The 18,064-nt window shown below is 59.1% G+C and carries 17 protein-coding genes and 2 pseudogenes; 7 read left to right on the top strand and 12 right to left on the bottom strand.

What is annotated here, in order from left to right; translation table 11 throughout:
• Window positions 1-301: 301 nt before the first annotated feature.
• Window positions 302-1,417 carry an ABC transporter ATP-binding protein gene (locus AB6731_RS07865; RefSeq protein WP_020884735.1) on the top strand — a complete coding sequence of 372 codons (1,116 nt, stop codon included), beginning with the start codon at window positions 302-304 and terminating at the stop codon, window positions 1,415-1,417.
• On the opposite strand, the gene hpxK is transcribed toward AB6731_RS07865, so the two are convergent.
• The 7 genes from hpxK to hpxU form a co-directional block, all read right to left on the bottom strand.
• Entirely contained in the window at window positions 1,414-2,655 is a 1,242-nt protein-coding gene (gene hpxK / locus AB6731_RS07870; RefSeq protein ID WP_063214612.1) for an allantoate amidohydrolase, read from the bottom strand. The two genes, AB6731_RS07865 and hpxK, sit on opposite strands and share 4 nt — an antisense overlap.
• Entirely contained in the window at window positions 2,652-3,893 is a 1,242-nt protein-coding gene (locus AB6731_RS07875) for an alanine--glyoxylate aminotransferase family protein (protein WP_078773863.1), read from the bottom strand. Before AB6731_RS07875 ends, hpxK begins: the two co-directional genes overlap by 4 nt.
• A gap of 14 nt (window positions 3,894-3,907) precedes the next feature.
• Window positions 3,908-4,645 (bottom strand): amino acid ABC transporter ATP-binding protein, encoded by a 738-nt coding sequence (locus tag AB6731_RS07880; protein WP_032677837.1) that lies wholly within the window; start codon window positions 4,643-4,645, stop codon window positions 3,908-3,910.
• Complete coding sequence (locus AB6731_RS07885; RefSeq protein WP_025204495.1) at window positions 4,626-5,282, bottom strand: amino acid ABC transporter permease; 657 nt, start codon at window positions 5,280-5,282, stop codon at window positions 4,626-4,628. The genes AB6731_RS07880 and AB6731_RS07885 overlap by 20 nt, the downstream gene beginning before the upstream one ends.
• Window positions 5,282-5,947 carry an amino acid ABC transporter permease gene (locus tag AB6731_RS07890; protein ID WP_014169471.1) on the bottom strand — a complete coding sequence of 222 codons (666 nt, stop codon included), beginning with the start codon at window positions 5,945-5,947 and terminating at the stop codon, window positions 5,282-5,284. Before AB6731_RS07890 ends, AB6731_RS07885 begins: the two co-directional genes overlap by 1 nt.
• Window positions 5,948-5,951: 4 nt before the next feature.
• On the bottom strand, window positions 5,952-6,734 hold the full coding sequence (locus tag AB6731_RS07895) for a transporter substrate-binding domain-containing protein (protein WP_020884739.1): 783 nt from the start codon (window positions 6,732-6,734) through the stop codon (window positions 5,952-5,954).
• Window positions 6,735-6,926: 192 nt separating this feature from the next.
• The gene (gene hpxU, locus AB6731_RS07900) at window positions 6,927-7,766 is read right to left on the bottom strand and encodes a MurR/RpiR family transcriptional regulator HpxU (RefSeq protein ID WP_032681291.1); all 840 of its coding nucleotides are present in this window, start codon (window positions 7,764-7,766) and stop codon (window positions 6,927-6,929) included.
• A gap of 153 nt (window positions 7,767-7,919) precedes the next feature.
• Here hpxU and hpxW point away from each other — a divergent pair, with 153 nt between their 5' ends.
• From hpxW to hpxZ, 4 genes are read left to right on the top strand one after another with little or no spacing between them, the layout of a single operon-like run.
• Window positions 7,920-9,503, top strand: a complete 1,584-nt coding sequence (hpxW, locus tag AB6731_RS07905; protein WP_371006112.1) for an oxamate amidohydrolase — start codon at window positions 7,920-7,922, stop codon at window positions 9,501-9,503.
• A 10-nt stretch (window positions 9,504-9,513) separates the two neighbouring features.
• The gene (gene hpxX / locus AB6731_RS07910) at window positions 9,514-9,702 is read left to right on the top strand and encodes an oxalurate catabolism protein HpxX (protein WP_020884742.1); all 189 of its coding nucleotides are present in this window, start codon (window positions 9,514-9,516) and stop codon (window positions 9,700-9,702) included.
• Window positions 9,699-11,096, top strand: coding sequence for an AtzE family amidohydrolase (locus tag AB6731_RS07915; RefSeq protein ID WP_371006113.1), 1,398 nt, complete (start codon window positions 9,699-9,701; stop codon window positions 11,094-11,096). Before hpxX ends, AB6731_RS07915 begins: the two co-directional genes overlap by 4 nt.
• Window positions 11,093-11,479, top strand: coding sequence for an oxalurate catabolism protein HpxZ (gene hpxZ, locus AB6731_RS07920; protein ID WP_032677834.1), 387 nt, complete (start codon window positions 11,093-11,095; stop codon window positions 11,477-11,479). The genes AB6731_RS07915 and hpxZ overlap by 4 nt, the downstream gene beginning before the upstream one ends.
• A 90-nt stretch (window positions 11,480-11,569) precedes the next feature.
• Here hpxZ and puuE read toward each other — a convergent pair.
• The 3 genes and pseudogenes from puuE to AB6731_RS07935 all read right to left on the bottom strand — a co-directional run.
• Window positions 11,570-12,487 (bottom strand): annotated as a pseudogene (puuE, locus tag AB6731_RS07925) (allantoinase PuuE); the annotation flags it as partial.
• Window positions 12,387-13,260, bottom strand: a pseudogene (gene hpxA, locus AB6731_RS07930) (allantoin racemase). The pseudogenes hpxA and puuE, both read right to left, overlap by 101 nt.
• Window positions 13,260-13,976 carry a GntR family transcriptional regulator gene (locus tag AB6731_RS07935; protein ID WP_025204500.1) on the bottom strand — a complete coding sequence of 239 codons (717 nt, stop codon included), beginning with the start codon at window positions 13,974-13,976 and terminating at the stop codon, window positions 13,260-13,262. Before AB6731_RS07935 ends, hpxA begins: the two are co-directional and overlap by 1 nt.
• Before the next feature lie 144 nt (window positions 13,977-14,120).
• Between AB6731_RS07935 and AB6731_RS07940 the strand changes: the two genes are divergently transcribed.
• Window positions 14,121-15,617 carry an NCS1 family nucleobase:cation symporter-1 gene (locus tag AB6731_RS07940; RefSeq protein ID WP_371006114.1) on the top strand — a complete coding sequence of 499 codons (1,497 nt, stop codon included), beginning with the start codon at window positions 14,121-14,123 and terminating at the stop codon, window positions 15,615-15,617.
• 99 nt (window positions 15,618-15,716) lie between these two features.
• The gene (gene guaD / locus AB6731_RS07945) at window positions 15,717-17,036 is read left to right on the top strand and encodes a guanine deaminase (protein WP_025204501.1); all 1,320 of its coding nucleotides are present in this window, start codon (window positions 15,717-15,719) and stop codon (window positions 17,034-17,036) included.
• On the opposite strand, the gene uraH is transcribed toward guaD, so the two are convergent.
• Both uraH and uraD read right to left on the bottom strand, forming a co-directional pair.
• Window positions 17,016-17,339 carry a hydroxyisourate hydrolase gene (uraH, locus tag AB6731_RS07950; RefSeq protein ID WP_014169459.1) on the bottom strand — a complete coding sequence of 108 codons (324 nt, stop codon included), beginning with the start codon at window positions 17,337-17,339 and terminating at the stop codon, window positions 17,016-17,018. The genes guaD and uraH overlap by 21 nt on opposite strands.
• Entirely contained in the window at window positions 17,336-17,836 is a 501-nt protein-coding gene (uraD, locus tag AB6731_RS07955; protein ID WP_181240336.1) for a 2-oxo-4-hydroxy-4-carboxy-5-ureidoimidazoline decarboxylase, read from the bottom strand. The genes uraH and uraD overlap by 4 nt, the downstream gene beginning before the upstream one ends.
• Window positions 17,837-18,064: the final 228 nt, after the last annotated feature.

Below are 18,064 nucleotides of genomic sequence, written 5' to 3' on the forward strand. Positions count from 1 at the left end.
ATAACAATTTTATGGTTGTTATTGCATTTCATCGCCATACACCTTCGCCAGAAAACCGACTAACACTGGCGTACAACGTATAGCATCAAATGCCTTTGGTTTGGTATACGCTACCCTTCACATCATGATAACTCTACAAAAAACTGTAAGTTGTGTGATCGTCATAACATTAATGGAATATCGGTATAGGGTGCGTGAATACTGGAAGTTATAGTCAGAGCAGACAAATTGCACCGTCCAGCCATGTAGCAAATAATTGTTATACGTAATACATACGCGGCGGTTTACTCGGGGAATACAGATGTCGAACATACAATTGAGGAATGTCACCAAACGCTTTGGCGACACCGTAACCTTGCACAACGTGAATCTTGAGATTGAAGACGGTGAGTTTGCCGTCTTTGTCGGTCCTTCCGGCTGCGGTAAATCGACAATGCTGCGCATGATTGCCGGACTGGAGGACATTAGCGAAGGGGAAGTGTTGATTGGTGACGAGGTGATGAACGACGTTGCCCCCTCCCACCGCGGCGTGGCGATGGTGTTTCAGTCCTATGCGCTCTACCCACATATGACGGTGGCCGAAAACATGGGATACGGCCTGAAGGTCAATAAGGTGCCGAAAGATCAGATCCGCCATCAGGTCGAGATGGTGGCCAAAACGCTGCAGCTTTCCCACCTTCTGGATCGCAAACCTAAGCAGCTTTCCGGCGGTCAGCGCCAGCGTGTGGCCATTGGCCGCGCCATCGTGCGTAATCCGCGGGTCTTTATGTTCGACGAACCGCTCTCCAACCTGGATGCCGAGCTGCGCGTGGAGATGCGTCTGCACCTTGCCCGTCTGCACCAGGAACTGAAAACCACCATGGTGTATGTCACCCACGACCAGATAGAAGCGATGACCCTGGCTGATAAAATTGTGGTGATGAACTACGGAAAGGTTGAGCAGATGGGCGCGCCGATGGAACTCTACTACAAACCGGCGAACAAGTTCGTGGCCGGGTTTATCGGCTCGCCGAAGATGAATTTCCTGCCAGCAACGGTAGAGGCCTGGCAACCGGGTGAGCTGACGGTGAGATTATCCCAGCAGAAGACGCTCACACTGGCCCTGACCACCACACCGTTGAACGCAGGCAGCCCGGTGACGCTGGGCATTCGTCCGGAACATTTAACCACCGATCTCCGCCACGGCACGCGGCTGACGTTTAACTGTGAAGTGGTTGAGCGTCTGGGCAACAACACCTACCTCTTTGGTCAGTGCTACGGCCACGACAATGTGAAGATTTTGCTGCCGGGCGATGTGAAATTCGCGCCGTGGCAGCAAATTGATGTGGCTTTTGACGATCGCCACTGCATGGTGTTTGACGAGCAGGATGTGCGGGTGAGTGCCGACATCGATGAAGCGGTACGCTCGGTCGCTTAACCCGCCAGACGCGTTACCGCACGCGTAAAGGCATCAATCGCCAGCGCGACATCCTCAGCCATCACCGATTCCGCCGGATGGTGGCTGACGCCTCCCCTACACCGCACAAACAACATCCCTACCGGCCAACGCTCCGCCAGGGCGATGGTGTCATGACCGGCACCGCTCGGCAGCGATAATGTCTTCCCCTGCACCGATTCTACAGCCTCCGCCAGCAGCGCCTGCAGACGTGTATCGCATGGCGTGGCGGCGATTCGGTAAAATTCGTCGGCTGCAAAATGTATTCCGCGACGGGCCGCTATCGCCTGCGCCTGCGTCAGCAGTGCAGTAAGCAGAAGGTCAAGCGGCGCATCCTGCGGGCCGCGAATATCTAACGAGAGCGCGACCTCGCCGGGGATGACGTTTACCGCACCAGGCAGACAGCGCAACTCACCCACCGTGGCCACCAGGTTGCCGCCGTGCTGACGGGTGGTGTTTTCAATCAGCACCATCCATTCGGCGGCGGCGGCCAGCGCGTCCTTACGATGCGCCATCGGCACGGTCCCGGCGTGGCCGGCCTCACCGGTGAAGCGGCAGTTCAGACGACGCGCGCCGTTAATGGCTTCAACCACGCCCAGCGCCAGACCGGCCTGTTCCAGACACGGTCCTTGTTCAATATGCAGCTCCAGACAGGCGCTGAAATCATCCGGGCGTCTTGCGGCCATCGCGACACGGCTGGGATCTAACCCTGCCTGTACCATCGCCTGCGCCACGCTGATACCTCTGGCATCGCACGTGTCGAGCCAGCCCACAGGCCAGGTGCCCGTCAACGCGCGGCTGCCCAACAGCGTGATACCAAAGCGGGTACCCTCTTCATCGCAAAAGCCGACAATCTCAACGGCCTGCGCCAGCCGTTTTCCCTGCTGATGCAGGCTGTCAACGACTTCAATGGCCGTCAGCACCCCCAGCATCCCGTCGTAGCGCCCGGCATTGCGCACGGTATCCAGATGCGAGCCAAGCAACACCGCCGGTGCGCCCTCCTGCTCGCCTTCATAACGTCCGCAGATATTCCCCACACTGTCCTGCCAGACGGTCATGCCCGCCTGGTTCATCCACTGCCCGACCAGCTGGTTAGCCTGCAGATGCTGGGCAGAGAGATACACGCGGGTAAGGGAATCCTGGGTTTCGCTGATGGCGGCCAGCGCATCGGCGCGGGCCATCACACGTTCTGCCGCCTGCTGGCGTGTCGCGTGATTCATAGCGCCGTCTCAGTGCGGTAATGATCCCACGCGGCCTGCATCGCGGCACCCTGCGTAGTGGAAAACTTCAGGTAGTTCAGTACCGACTCCAGCGCACTCAGGGTGGTCATTACGCAATCTTTACGCGCGTTATAGCCCATGGTGCCAATACGCCACACTTTGCCGTGCAGCGGACCAAACGAAGTACCGATTTCAATGCCGAAATCCTCCAGCATCAGTTTACGCACCTGGTCACCGTTTACGCCCTGAGGGATAAGCACGCCCAGCACGTTGTTCATCTTGTGCCTGAGGTCGCCGAAGGTCTCGAGTCCCATCGCCTGAATACCTTTCAGCAGCGCATCCCCGTGCAGCTTGTGGCGGGCGATACCGTTATCCAGCCCTTCCTGCAGAATGAGACGGGCACATTCGCGGGCGCCAAACAGCGCGGTGGTCGCTTCAGTGTGGTGGTTCAGACGCTCGGGTCCCCAGTAATCCATCACCATGCCGAGGTCGAAATAGTTGGAGTAAATCATCTCTTCGTCGCCGTCGCGATGGGCATCGGTACGGATCCCCTCTTCGATGCATTTGCGGCGACGGATTGCCTCTTCCATCCGCGGGCTCAGGGTAACAGGCGAGGTGCCGGACGGACCGCCAAGACATTTCTGCATCCCCGCCGAGACCGCATCCAGCCCCCAGGCATCGGTCTCCAGGACGTTGCCGCCGAGCGACGCGGTAGCATCGGTATAAAACAGGACATCGTAACGACGGCAGATTGCCCCGAGTTCTGCAAGCGGCTGCAGCATGGTGGTGGACGTATCCCCCTGCACGGTTAACAGCAGGCGCGGACGCACGCGTTTAATGGCATCTTCCACCCGATCCGGTGTGAACACCTCGCCCCACGGTACCTCGATGGTGTGGACCTCTGCGCGGCAGCGGCGGGCAATTTCGCACAGCAGATGGCCGAAGCGACCAAAAACGGGCACCAGCACTTTGTCCCCCGGACGAATGGCCGATACCAGAATCGCTTCAATCCCCGCGCGGGAAGTGCCGTCCACCAGCATCGTCCAGCGGTTTTCCGTGCGGAACACGCCGCGGTAGAGTGCCATGACGTCGTTCATGTAGTGGGTCATCGCCGGATCGTACTGGCCGATAAGCTGGCTCGACATGGCACGCAGCACGCGCGGATCGGCGTTGATCGGCCCCGGCCCCATCAGCAGACGTTGTGGCGGATTGATTTGCGGAAATTGAGCGATATCCATTTTTAAGTCCTTAGTTAATTGAGGCCGCGCACGGAGGAGATAAACTGTTTAAGCTCAGTGGTCTGTGGGTTAGCGAACAGCGTTTTGCTGTCGCCCTGCTCCCAGACGCGCCCCTGATGCATAAACACCACGCGGTCGCCCACTTCGCGGGCAAAATTCATTTCATGGGTCACCAGGATCAGCGTCATCCCCTCAGCGGCCAGTTGTTCCAGCACCTTGAGCACTTCGCCTACCAGTTCCGGATCGAGCGCGGAAGTTATCTCGTCACAGAGTAAAACTTTAGGCGACATCGCCAGAGCACGGGCAATCGCCACGCGCTGCTGCTGGCCCCCGGAGAGGCTTGACGGGTAGTAATCCAGACGGTCACCCAGCCCGACTTTCTCCAGCATGCGCTGCGCCAGTGCCTGACATTCTGCTGCGCTTTTCTTCAGCACCCGACGTGGCGCGAGCATCACGTTTTCCATCGCCGTCATGTGCGGGAAAAGGTTGAAGTTCTGAAATACCATGCCGACCGAGCGGCTGATTTCACGCGCCTGGGAATCCCGGTCGGTAATGGTCATGCCGCCGAGCTTGATGCTGCCGTCCTGATACCCTTCGAGGCCGTTAATGCAGCGCAACAGCGTGCTTTTACCCGAACCGCTGCGCCCGATAATTGAAATAACCTGGCCCATGTCGATGTCCAGATCCACGCCCTTGAGCACGTGGTTATCGCCGTAGTACTTCTGCACCTGATTAATGGTGATGAGAGGCATTGAATTTAGTCTCCAGATAACGGCTGTAGCGCGACAGCGGATAACACAGAATGAAGTAGCCGAGCGCCACCAGCGCAAAGACTTTAAACGGCTGATAGGTCACGTTGGTCAGCATCGTCCCGGCCTTGGTCAGCTCGATAAAACCGATAATGGATGCCAGCGCGGTCCCCTTAATCACCTGCACGGCGAACCCCACCGTTGGGGCGATGGCGATGCGTAACGCCTGGGGAGCCACCACGCGAAACAGCGTCTGGCCGAAGGTCAGCCCCAGACAGCGCGACGCCTCCCACTGCCCTTTCGGCAGCGCACGAATACTGCCAAACCAGATATCAAGCAAAAAGGCGCTGGTGTAGAACGTCAGGGCCAGCGACGCGGCGGTCCACGGCGAAACATCGATACCCAACAGCGCCACGCCGAAGAAGGCCAGGAACAGTTGCATCAGCAGCGGCGTGCCCTGAAACAGTTCGATATAGCCGCGGATAAGACGTTTTACCGTACGCCCACCCGTGAGGCGCAACAGCAACAGCGGCAGCGTTACCGCCGCCCCGCCGACAAACGCCACCAGCGACAGCAGCACCGTCCAGCGTCCGGCGAGCAGCAGATTGCGAATAATGTCCCAGTCGGTAAAGGTGGTCATCATGCCTGTACCCCCAGCCACTTCCGTCCTGCCGCCATCATTAGCTGGCGCAGGGTAATTGACAGCACCAGGTAAATTCCGGTGGTCACCAGATAGACCTCAAAGCTCAGGAACGTTCTTGACTGAATCAGGTTGGCGGCAAAAGTCAGCTCTTCATAGGAGACCTGCGACACCACCGACGAACCGAGCATAACGATAATGCACTGGCTGACCAGCGCCGGATAAATACGCTGCAGTGCCGGTGGCAGCACCACGCGTATAAACGTTTGCAGGCGGGTAAGCCCCAGCACGCGGCCGGCCTCCCACTGTCCTTTGGGCGTAACCTGAATACCGGCACGGACAATCTCCGTGCTGTACGCGCCCAGGTTGACGACCATTGCCAGCAGCGCCGCTTCGCCCGCCGTCATCTTCAGCCCCAGATTCGGCAGACCGAACACAATGAAAAACAGCTGCACGACAAAGGGCGTGTTGCGGATAATCTCCACGTAGCCGCCCCAGATCCTGCTGAACCACGTCGTCCGGCCGCTGCGAATCGCCGCCCCGAAAATACCGATCGCCAGCCCGCCGAGGGTTGCCATCACCGTCAGTTGAATGGTGACCCACAGCCCTGCCAGCAGCGCCGGCCAGTACGGCCAGAGCGCAGAGAAATGGAGTTGCTCTGTCATCGCCTTACACGCCCAGGCTTGCCGGCAACGGCGCTTTCAGCCACTGCTCAGAGAGGCTATTCAGGGTGCCGTCTTTAATTCCCTGCTCAATCACCGCATCAACTTTCGCTTTCAGCGCCGGTTCGTTTTTCTTCAGCCCGATAAAGCACGGCGAGTCCTTCAGCATAAAGCTCGGAACCGGGGCTTTGGCGGCGTTCTGGCGGGAAATCGCCGCCACGACCAGATTGCCTGTCGCCACGTACTGGACCTGACCGGACAGGTAAGCCGACAGGGTGGTGTTATTGTCTTCGTAGCGTTTGACGTCTGCATCTTTCGGCGCAAGGCTGGTCAGCACCATGTCCTCAACCGCGCCGCGCGTCACGCCAATGGTTTTTCCACTCAGCTGAGCTGCATCTTTCAGTTCAGCCCCTTTCGGGCCGAACACGCCGAGGAAGAACGGTGCATAGGCACGGCTAAAATCAATCACCTTTTCACGCTCGGCGTTTTTACCGAGGCTTGAGATCACCAGATCCACCTTATCGGTTTGCAGATACGGCACGCGGTTGGCACTGGTCACCGGCACCAGCTGCAGCTTGAGCTTCATCTGTTTTGCCAGATAGCGCGCCATGTCGATGTCGTAGCCCTGCGGCTGGAGATCGGTCCCGACCGAACCAAACGGAGGAAAATCCTGCGGGACGGCGATACGAAGAGTGCCGCGTTTCTCAATATCCTGAAGCTGGTCAGCTTTTGCTGGCAGGTTTGCAAACAGACAGACGGCCCCGGTCAGTGCAATCAATAACTTTTTCATGGTGCTTCCCCGTAACGTTAACATGAAACAAAAGATTCTTTGAATTGGATTTTGCAACTAATGTGCCAGATGAAGCGAAACGGGAAATTTTCTCTGAAGGCCTGATAAAACGAGAGCGGGGCGGAAAAGGCCTCCCTTTTCCGCCCCGCTCTGCTGCACCATTTTAATGCAAAGCACCAGCCTGATGCCCCATTATCGCTGTTCCAGTTCGTCCAGTTGCTGATACAGGGAGGCGATATTGTGGATCCGGGGACGGCCTTTATCGAGGATTTCATGCAGGAAGGCATTAGCCAGCAGGTTGATCAGACTGTTGACCGACGAGTAGCTGTCGTACGCCGAGACGCTGTCCAGCGGGGCGCAGAGCTGCCAGCTGGTCAGCGGAAACAGGCTGTGTGCCTGCGGCTCACACATCAGCAGAACCGGAATACCGCTGTGCTGAAGCTGCTGCAACAGCGGCCGAACGATCCGCGGGCGACGGCGAAACGCCATCATAATCACCAGATCGTCGGGCGTGAGATCGACCAGTTCCTCACTCAGGCTCTGCCCCGGCTGCGGCAGCAGCAGCACCTGTCCGCGCGCCTGCAACAGCTGCTGGCGCAGGTGCAGCGCCGCCGGATAGGCGTTGCGCATCCCGATAATCACAATCCGCCGCGCCTTCACCATTGAGGCCATGGCCTCGGCAAACTGCTGAGCATCCAGAGCGTTGACCCACTGGGTGAGGTTTGCCATCTCCTGCTTATAATGCCGCGCCAGCAGAGTGTTGCCCTGCACCGCATCGCGGTTATCGGTCAGCGGCATGCCGCTCTGGCGCAGCGTGCGCAGTTCGTCGCGCATCTCTTTATACTTCTCATAGCCCAGACGCTTAAACAGACGGCTCACCGTGGCTTTCGACACCCCGCTCAGCTGCGCCAGCTCGGCGCTGTTATAACTAATGAGGTCGTCGAAATGATCAAAAATAAAATCAGCCACCCGTTGCTCCTGCGGTGACAACGACGCGTATTGCGCTTTCAGACGTTCATCAAGCTGTTCCATAAAGCCTCTGTAACTTTTGTTTCACCTCACTATACCTTTCATTAAGCATGCCAGCTTGTTAAAACGTTATGTTACGACTGACGTGAAACTTTTCATTCATAACTGGAACAGCTTTTGCAGCACCTTATGACTTTTGGGTTATGAGGACTCTCCATGCAAAGTAATGTCTCCGTACACGGAATGGCCGTGGCGCCTCACCATCTTGCCAGCCAGAGCGCCCTGGCCATTCTGCGCGAAGGCGGTAGCGCGATTGAGGCAATGGTCGCCGCCGCCGCAACCATTGCCGTGGTTTACCCGCACATGAACGGTCTCGGTGGGGACGGTTTCTGGCTTATCGTGCCGCCCGACGGCGAACCAGTCGCCATTGACGCCAGCGGCGCAGCTGGCTCACTGGCGACGCTTGCCGCCTATGACGATGTCTCTCAGATCCCCCATCGCGGGCCTCGTGCGGCGCTGACCGTGGCGGGAACGGTGAGCGGCTGGGACGAAGCGCTGAAGGTTTCGCGCACGCTGACGGGCACCGCTCTTCCCCTGAATCGCCTGCTGGCAGACGCCATTGACTATGCCCGAAACGGCACGCCGGTGACCGCGTCTCAGGCCGCCGCCACGGCCAGTAAGCTGGATGAACTGAAGGACCTGCCCGGCTTCGCGGAGACCTGGCTGACGGACGGCAAACCGCCGCAGGTCGGCAGCCGGTTTTATCAACCGGCGCTGGCCTCCACGCTCTCGCACCTCGCAGAAGACGGTCTGGACAGTTTTTATCGCGGCCCGCTGGCGGAGCGTCTGGCCCGGGGCATGGCAACGCTGGGGCTGCCCATCACCCTGGCTGACCTAAACGCGCATGTCGCCCGGCGCACCACGCCGCTGAAATTACAGCATCAGCAGGGCGAAGTGTGGAACCTTGCGCCGCCAACGCAGGGGCTGGTGTCGCTGGCGATCCTCGGGATAACCGACCGCCTGTCCATGGCCGATGCTGACGAAGCGACCACTGTTCACCGCATTGTAGAGGCCACCAAACTGGCGTTTGGTCTGCGCGATGCCCATATCACCGACCCGCGCGAGCTGAAAACCGATATCCAGGGTCTGCTGGATCCTGCCGCACTGGCCGCCCTCGCCGACCAGGTCGATGATAACCAGGCCGCACCGTGGGGCTGCGGCAAAGGCCCTGGTGATACGGTCTGGATGGGAGTGATGGATAACAGCGGTCTTGCCGTGTCGTTTATCCAGAGCATTTATCACGAGTTCGGCAGCGGCGTAGTCCTGCCTGATACCGGCATCGTCTGGCAAAACCGGGGAGCCTCATTCAGCCTCAATCCCCGTCACCTGCTGGCGCTTGCGCCAGGAAAACAACCGTTCCACACCCTGAACCCGGCAGCCGCGCGTCTGCATGACGGACGCGTCATGGTCTACGGCTCGATGGGCGGTGACGGCCAGCCGCAAACCCAGGCCACCCTGTTTACCCGCTATGTGGTGCAGGGGGTACCACTGCAAGAGAGCATCGCCCGCCCGCGCTGGTTACTGGGGCGCACCTGGGGACAGACGTCCGACACCCTGAAGGTGGAAGGCCGCTTTACGCCGCAGACCGTCGCGCGCCTGCAGGCGCTGGGCCACGACGTGGAGTGCTTCCCGGCATTCAGCGAAGCCATGGGCCACGCGGGTGCGATTGTTCGCCATCCTAACGGGCTGTTTGAAGGGGCATTTGACCCGCGCAGCAACGGCGCCGCCGCCGGATTTTAAGGAGAGACTGATGAATACCACACAACCTGACTGGCATGCCTATCTGGCGCAAATGGAGTCCGTGCTGGGCGTTGAGCTGGATGACGCCCGCCGGGCAGAACTCCATGTACAGTTCTGCCGTATCGCGGCGATGGCCGCCCCGCTGATGGCGCTGCCGTTTGATGACCGTCTGGAGATCGCAGGAGTATACAAAGCATGACGCTACACGAGATGAGTATCAGTGAGATCCAGCAGGCGCTGAGTGCAGGCGACCTGAGCGCCCATGACATCGCCCGCCAGACCCTGGAAGCCATTACGCGCATCAATCCCCATATCAACGCCTGGACCACCGTCACGGAAGAACGCATGTTGGCCGAAGCCGAGAATATCGACACCCTGCGTCGGGAGAAACGCCCTCTGCCGCCGCTGGCAGGTATTCCCTACGCGGTGAAAAACCTGTTCGACGTCGCCGGGCATACGACCCTTGCCGGTGCAGAGCTGTTCAGCCAGCGCCCCCCCGCCACCGCTGACAGCTTTGCGGTACGCCAGCTGCGCAGTGCCGGTGGCTTATTGTCGGGGATGGTCAACATGGATGCCTACGCCTACGGCTTTACGACGGAAAACACTTACTACGGCGCAACGCGTAACCCGCACGATGCGACGCGCATTGCCGGAGGATCGTCCGGCGGCTCTGCCGCCGCGGTCGCTGCCGGACTGGTCCATTTTTCGCTCGGTACCGACACCAACGGGTCGATTCGCGTACCGGCCTCCCTGTGCGGAATATACGGTCTTAAGCCCACTTTTGGTCGTCTGTCACGCGCCGGCAGCCATCCGTTTGTCGCCAGTCTGGATCACATCGGGCCGTTTGCCCGTCGCGTGAGCGATCTGGCGTCGGTGTACGATGCACTGCAGGGTCGGGATACCAGCGACGGATTTCAGGCGGAGAGCTCCCGGGAGCAGACCCGGCCCCTGCTCGACCGCGGTCTGGATGGTTTGCGCTGCGCGGTGCTCGGCGGCTATTTCAGTACCTGGTGCGACAGCGACATGCGAGACGCCGTGGCGCGGGTGGCAAAAGCTCTCGACGTGCAGGAAACGCTGCAATTCCCCGATGCCGAGCTGGCCCGCTCCGCAGCGTTTATCATCAGCGCCTCGGAAGGCGGAAATCAGTACCTGCCCGCGCTTCGCCGCGAGCCCGGGCGTTTTGAACCCCATTCGCGCGAGCGACTGCTGGCCGGCGCGATGATCCCTTCTGCCTGGTATATTCAGGCCCAGCGTTTTCGCACGCAGGCCCGACAGGCGTTTAAAGCGCTGTTTGCGCAGGCCGACGTGCTGATCGCCCCGGCCACGCCGCGCAGTGCAACGCGGATTGGCGAAGAGATTATGGAGATCAACGGCCAGCCGTTACCGGTTCGCGCCAGCATGGGCATGCTGACGCAGCCGATTTCGTTTTTAGGTTTACCCGTTACCACCGTCCCGCTGCGCACCGCTCAGGGCGCACCTGTTGGCCTGCAGTTGATCGCCGCACCGTTTAACGAGCAAGCCTGCCTGCGCGTGGCGCGGGTGCTGGAAGCAAGCGGAATAACCGATGCCCGGCCGGCGGAGATGGCACCATGATAAATCACGATGACATTAACCTTCCGTGGGTCGTTGCAGAAGTGACCGCAGCCTTTTACCGCTATGAAGACGCGCTGGTAAGCAACAACATTCCGGTGCTGGATGAGCTGTTCTGGCACGACAAAAACACGGTGCGTCTCGGTGCGGGCGAAAACCTGTACGGCATTGAGGAAATCCGCGCCTTTCGGGCGGCGCGCCCGTCCGCGGGTCTGCAAAGGACGTTGCGCCATACGGTAATCACCACCTTCGGAGAAGATTACGCCGTGTGTAGCACCGAATTCACCCGCGAAGGAACGGAGCGGATTGGTCGCCAGCAGCAGACATGGGTACGCTTCCCTTACGGCTGGCGGATTGTGGCGGCGCAGGTGAGCGTGATGGCGTAATGTTAATAACCCTGCCCGGTGGCGCTTTTCCCATCAGATAAGCAGCAGGCCGGGACAGGCGTCACCGCCCCCCGGTGCATTGCTGGACCGTTATTGTTGAAACGGGTGCACCTCACGCCAGTGATCGGCTATCTGCTGGCGGGTACAGACCCATACCCGATCGTGCTGCGCAAGGTAATCGAGGAACCGCTGCAAAGCACGAAAACGCCCCGGACGCCCCAGCAGGCGGCAATGCATGCCGATGGACATCATCTTCGGCGCACGTTCCCCTTCTTCGTACAACACGTCAAAGCTGTCTTTCAGGTAGGTATAAAACTGCTCGGCGGTGTTGAACCCCTGCGCGGTCGCAAAGCGCATGTCGTTGGCATCCAGCGTATACGGCACAATCAGGTGGGGTTTGCGCGTGCCGTCGCTGCACGCCACTTGCGTCCAGAACGGTAAATCATCGCCATAGTAGTCGCTGTCATAGTCAAAGCCCCCATGCTCCACTACCAGCTGGCGGGTGTTTGGGCTGTCACGCCCGGTGTACCAGCCGGCAGGCGGTTTGCCAAACAGGTCAGTCAGGACATGCACCGCCTTGTGCAGGTGCTCGCGCTCCTGGTTGATATCCATACTTTGATAGTGGATCCAGCGCCAGCCGTGGCTAACCACGTCATAATCAGCCGCTTTGATGGCGTCAACGATATCGGGATGTCGCGCCAGCGCCATTGCCACGCCAAAGACCGTCAGCGGCAGGCCACGCTTGCAGAATTCGTTATGGATCCGCCAGAACCCGGCGCGGCTGCCGTATTCATAGAGAGAGTCCATCGACATGTGTCTGTCCGGATAACTGGCCGCACTGATGATGTCCGAGAGGAATTGTTCTGAGCCGGCATCACCGTGCAGCACGTGGTTTTCCGCCCCTTCTTCATAATTGAGTACAAACTGCACGGCGATGCGCGCCTGGTTCGGCCACTGCGCGTGCGGCGGCTTGCCTGCATAGCCGCGTAAGTCCCGCGGATAATCTTCGTTAAAAAGCGCCATTATCACCCCCTCAATTAAAATGGATTCAGTGCCTGAAAGTGTCCGCTCAACGCTTTTTTCTCCGGGAAAGCCAGGTCCCCGTGCTTGCTGGTTGACAGCCCCAGCGCCACCAGCGACTCGACCATTTTTACCGCCGCACTGACGCCGTCGATCACCGGCACGTGCAGCTCACGCGTCAGCTCCTGCGCCAGCGTCGCCATTCCACCGCAGCCGAGCACAATCGCGCCGCAGCCATCTTCTTTCAGCGCCTGGATGCAGCGCGCGCGCACCTTCTCCTGAGCCAGGCCGCTACCGTCTTCCAGTGCCAGCACCGGCAGATCGATGGCATGCAGGGCTGCACAGTGGTCCTGGAAACCATACTGGTGCAAAAGATGGCGGGCGATAATCCGCGTGCGAGGCAGCGTGGTCACAACGGAAAAGCGTGTTGCCACCAGCGTGGCCATATGCATCGCAGCTTCTGCGATACCGATGACCGGTCCCTGCGCCAACTCGCGCGCCGCCAGCAGGCCGGGGTCACCAAAGCAGGCAATCACGTGTCCATCCACGCCCTGTTGCCGTCCGCGTTTTATCTGTTCGAGAACGCCCACGGCGGCGATGGCCTCATCAAAATGACCTTCTATCGAGGGCACACCTGCGCTCGGGCAGACGGCGAGGATCTCCGTTCCCGGTGCTGCTACCGCGCGGGCTGCGGCGCCGATGGTTTCCGTCATCGCGAGGCTGGTGTTGGGGTTAATCACTTGTATACAAACAGACGACATTACGACTCCTTGTGGCTGGCGAACAGCCGGGCAAAATCAGGCAGGCACTCACCGGCCCGTTCGAAACAGAGACTGGCGACAATATGTTCAAAATGGTGCATTAAGGCCTCACTCAGGGGCTGGAGCGCCTTCTGACGCAAGAGTTCCACCAGTTGCTCGTGGTCATTGCAGCGGCAGCCCTGACGCCACGGCGCGCCCCAGGCTGCGATCACCAGCGACGACCGCTGGCTCAGTCCGGTCACCATCTCTGTCAGCACCTGATTGCCTGAAATGGCCTGAAGCTGAATATGGAAATTGGCGGAGTGGCGGATTGCGGCGGGACCGTCATACGCCTCGTGCGCCTGCTGCTCCTGGCGAATAATCCCTTCCAGTGCAGCCAGATGCGGCGGCTGACAGTGGGTCAGCACGTCCGGCAGGTTAGCCACCTCAAGCAGAGCGCGCGTGCGGAAGATCTGCTGCGCCTCTTCTACCGTCGGGCTGGCCACGTGTGCACCACGTTTGGGCGTTAAGGTGACCATTTGCACAGCGGCGAGTCGTTGCAGCACCTTGCGAATACCGGTGCGGCTCACGCCGAAGACCTCAGCCAGCGCCTCTTCAGGCAATTTACTTCCCGGGAGCAACTGATGTTCGACTATCGCGGTCATCAGCGCCTGAAAGATGGATTCATCTTTGTCATGCAGGTCTGGCGCGGTCTGCAGGCTGTTTATGTTGTTCATTCACCACTCCGATTTTTACTTTTCGCTATCGAATCGTATACATAAAAATAAAATATTGCATACAAGATTTATTATTTTGGCCTGGATCCTGCAACACCGTCTGCACTCCCACTTAACGGGTTTTCATTCACAGGAGCAGGTTTCATGCCAAACAGACAAAACGCGCAGTACGGTACGGCCGCTGATTCCGGTGCGGTTTACAGCCCACGTCTTTGCAATGAGGATCTGGCACCGACGCGTGACCAGAACTGGAGCTGGTACAACATCTTTTCTTTCTGGATGTCGGACGTCCACAGCATGGGGGGTTATGTTGTTGCCGCGAGCTTCTTTACGCTCGGGCTGGCAAGCTGGCAGGTTTTGCTCTGCCTGCTGATAGGGATTTGCATTGTGCAGTTGTGCGCCAACCTGGTGGCGAAACCGAGTCAGATGGCAGGCGTACCCTACGCGGTGATTTGCCGTCAGGCATTTGGCGTTTTCGGGGCCAATATTCCGGCGGTGATCCGCGGGCTGATTGCTTTCGCGTGGTACGGCATTCAGACCTACCTGGCCGCCAACGCGCTGATGCTGGTGGCGCTTAAGTTCTGGCCTTCACTCGCGACGCTCACCACCGGTTCGTTCCTGGGCCTGTCGCATCTTGGCTGGATCTGTTTCGCTATCATGTGGGTGCTTCAGGCGATGGTCTTCTGGCACGGCATGAGCGCCATTAAGCGCTTTATTGATATCGCCGGTCCGGCGGTCTACGTGGTGATGCTGGCGCTGGCGGGATGGATTGTATACAAGACCGGTTTTGACGGCATCTCCTTTACCCTTGCCAGCAAATCCCTGAGCGCCGGTGAGCAGACCTGGCAGATGATCACCGCCACGGCGCTGGTGGTCTCTTACTTCTCCGGCCCGCTGCTCAATTTTGGTGACTTCTCCCGCTACGGTAAAAGCATGGGGGAGATCCGCCGCGGTAACCGCTGGGGCCTGCCGTTTAACTTCCTGCTGTTCTCCATCGTTACCGTGGTGATTGTGTCGGGTACGCAATCGCTGTTTGGCCGCATGATCACTGACCCGATTGAAACCGTCAGCCGTGTGGGCAACGATCTGGCGGTGGCCATTGGCTTGCTGACCATGATCACCGCCACCATCGGGATCAACATCGTGGCGAACTTCGTCTCCCCGGCGTTTGATTTCTCTAACTGTTCACCGCAAAAAATCAGCTTCCGCACCGGGGGGATGATCGCCGCCGTCGGCTCTATCCTGTTAACCCCGTGGAACCTGTTTAACTCGCCGGAGCTTATCCACTACACTCTGGACGTGCTCGGGGCATTTATTGGCCCGCTGTTCGGGATTCTGATTGCCGATTTTTACCTGATTAAGCGCGGCAAGGTCTCCGTAGACGATCTGTTTGATGACACGCCAAAAGGCAAATACTGGTATCGCAACGGTTTCAACCCGAAAGCCATCGGCGCGCTGGTGCCATCCGTTGCCGTTGGACTGGTGATAAGCTTTATTCCCTCCCTGCATGAAGTGGCAAACTTTAGCTGGTTTATCGGCGTCTTCCTGGGCGGGGTCACCTACCGCTGGCTGGCGCGGGAAGAGCGTGAAGCGGCAGGCACCTCGTCGTTCAGCCCCCGCGTGGCGACGCAAAAAGAGTAACCCTTCCTCCTGGCCGCAGTTCCTCTGCGGCCTTTTTCATTCTGGCACCGTTTTTGCTCAGTCTCATCACCCCGCTACGCAAACACTAAGGCAGGAATCATGATGGACTACCAGACTGCGATCCGCGGTGCATTTTTTGATATTGCCCGGGTCTGCGACAGTGCAGACGTTATCGCCCAACAGGCACGCTACCTTGAAGACGGGCTGTTGTTCATCCATAACGGCAAAATTCTGGCGCAGATGGCCTGGCAGGAGGGCGAGCAGTATCTTGATCCCTACAAAGGGTACACCGACCTGCGCGGCAAACTGCTGCTCCCGGGTTTTGTCGATACCCACGTCCATTACCCGCAGACGGAGATGATTGGCGCTTTTGGTGAGCAGCTGCTGGAGTGGCTGACCACATACACGTTCCCGGTAGAAAGCCAGTTTGCCGATGAGGCCTATGCGAAAGAGATCGCGGCGTTTTTCATCAACCAACTGGTCAGCCACGGCACCACCACCGCACTGGTGTTTTGTACGTTGCATCCTGAATCGGTCGAGGCGCTGTTCACCGAGGCCCTGCGCCTTAACATGCGCCTTATCGCCGGGAAGGTGATGATGGACCGCCACACGCCTGACTACCTGAGTGAAACCGCGAAAGAGAGCTACCGGCAGACGCGCGAGCTGATCCAGCGCTGGCACCACCGTGGACGGTTGGGCTACGCCATTACGCCACGCTTTGCCCCGACCTCCTCACCGGAACTGCTGGCCGCGGTCAGCCTGCTCAGAGAGGAGTTTCCCGACACGTGGATGCAGACCCATCTGAGCGAAAACCCAAATGAAGTGGCCTGGGTAAGCGATCTGTGGCCGGAACATGAACGTTATCTGGATGTGTATCATCATTACGGGCTGACCGGCGAACGCAGCGTGTTTGCCCATGGGATCCACCTCCATGAGAGCGAATGGCGCTGTCTGCACGATACCGGCTCGGCGGTGGCGTTTTGCCCCACCTCGAACCTGTTTCTTGGCAGCGGACTGTTCCGCTTACCCGCCTGCTGGCAACACCAGGTACGTATGGGCATTGGCACCGATGTGGGTGCCGGAACCACCTTCAGCATGCTGCGCACCCTCGGGGAGGCGTACAAGGTGGGTCAGCTGCAGAGCTACCGCCTGCGCGCCAGCGAAGCGTTTTATCACGCCACGCTGGGCGGCGCTCACGCCCTGAGGCTGGACGATAAAATTGGCAATTTCGCCCCCGGCAAAGAGGCCGATTTTATCGTCATCGACCCGGCCGTTACGCCGCTACAGCGCCTGCGTAACCGGCGCTGTCAGGACATTTATGAGCAGCTGTTTGTGCTGATGACCCTGGGCGACGAGCGCAATATTAGCGAGACCTGGGTCAACGGTGTGCAGGTGTGGTCAACTGCCGCGGTAGGTTGACCACCCGCCCGGCGCAATCACAAACGGCAGGTGGAAGTGCTCGTCTGCCGTTTCTCCCGTCACAAAATCGATCTGTGCGCAGGGGTAAAGCGTGTCGCGGCCGGTTTCGGTGAACCAAGCCCCAATCTCAGCCACCAGCCGGTAACGTCCTGCAGGCAGGAAAGGGATAAACGCGGTGATGCGCCCCTGGGCGTTAGTGAAAGCAGTGGCCAATACGACGCCGTCCTGCTCAAGATAAACCCTTACGCCCTGCGCCGGTTTTCCCGTCGAAATATCAAGAATATGCGTGCTTAACGTACTCATTCGTCAATGACTCCTTCCAGCCGAAGCAGCGTAATTTCCCGCAGCTGTTCCAGTGCGGCCTGTACCTCCTGCGCATCGCTGTTTTCCAGCCGGGCGTTGAGGGCGCGTAAAATCTCCTCACCGCTACGGCCTTTCGCGCGGATCAAAAACACGCGTCCAAAACGGGCCTCGTAGCGAGCGTTCCCTTCCTGCAGTGCCTGTGCCAGCTGCCTGTCGCGGTTGTCGACGGCGCCCTGCTCCTGGCGCGAAAGCACCGCCTCCGCCCGGGCTCCCGTCGGTTTCTCACCAATTCGCGGGTGCGCATTCAGGGCCTGCGTAAGCGCCGTTTCATCCCAGGTTTGTGCCAGCGCCCGGGCGGCGTCGAACAGTGCTTTGCGGTGTAAATAGGGCCGCCCCTGCACCAGCGCATCGGCCCAGTCGGGCAACGCCACGCAGGGCTGCAACCGCGCGAGCGCCTCTTCGTGGCTCAGTTGATTAAAAGTTTGCAGTGCAATCATACTCACTCCCGTCATATCGTCGTTTTCTCGCTTTGCACAAACTACGCCACTCTTGCCATCCCCTATGAAACAGTCGATTCCGGATCGCACAACAGGAAATTATTGATTCATAAAAAGGCATTCTCACCGCGTTTGCGCACCTTAGCAGTGCAAAACCACCCCATACAACGCGCTTTTCGCCACTCTGCAGCCTGGTACGCAAATTGCTCTTCCCTTTTTACACCCTGC

Source organism: Enterobacter sp. RCC_40 (genome assembly GCF_041360735.1).
GTDB lineage: Bacteria > Pseudomonadota > Gammaproteobacteria > Enterobacterales > Enterobacteriaceae > Enterobacter > Enterobacter ludwigii.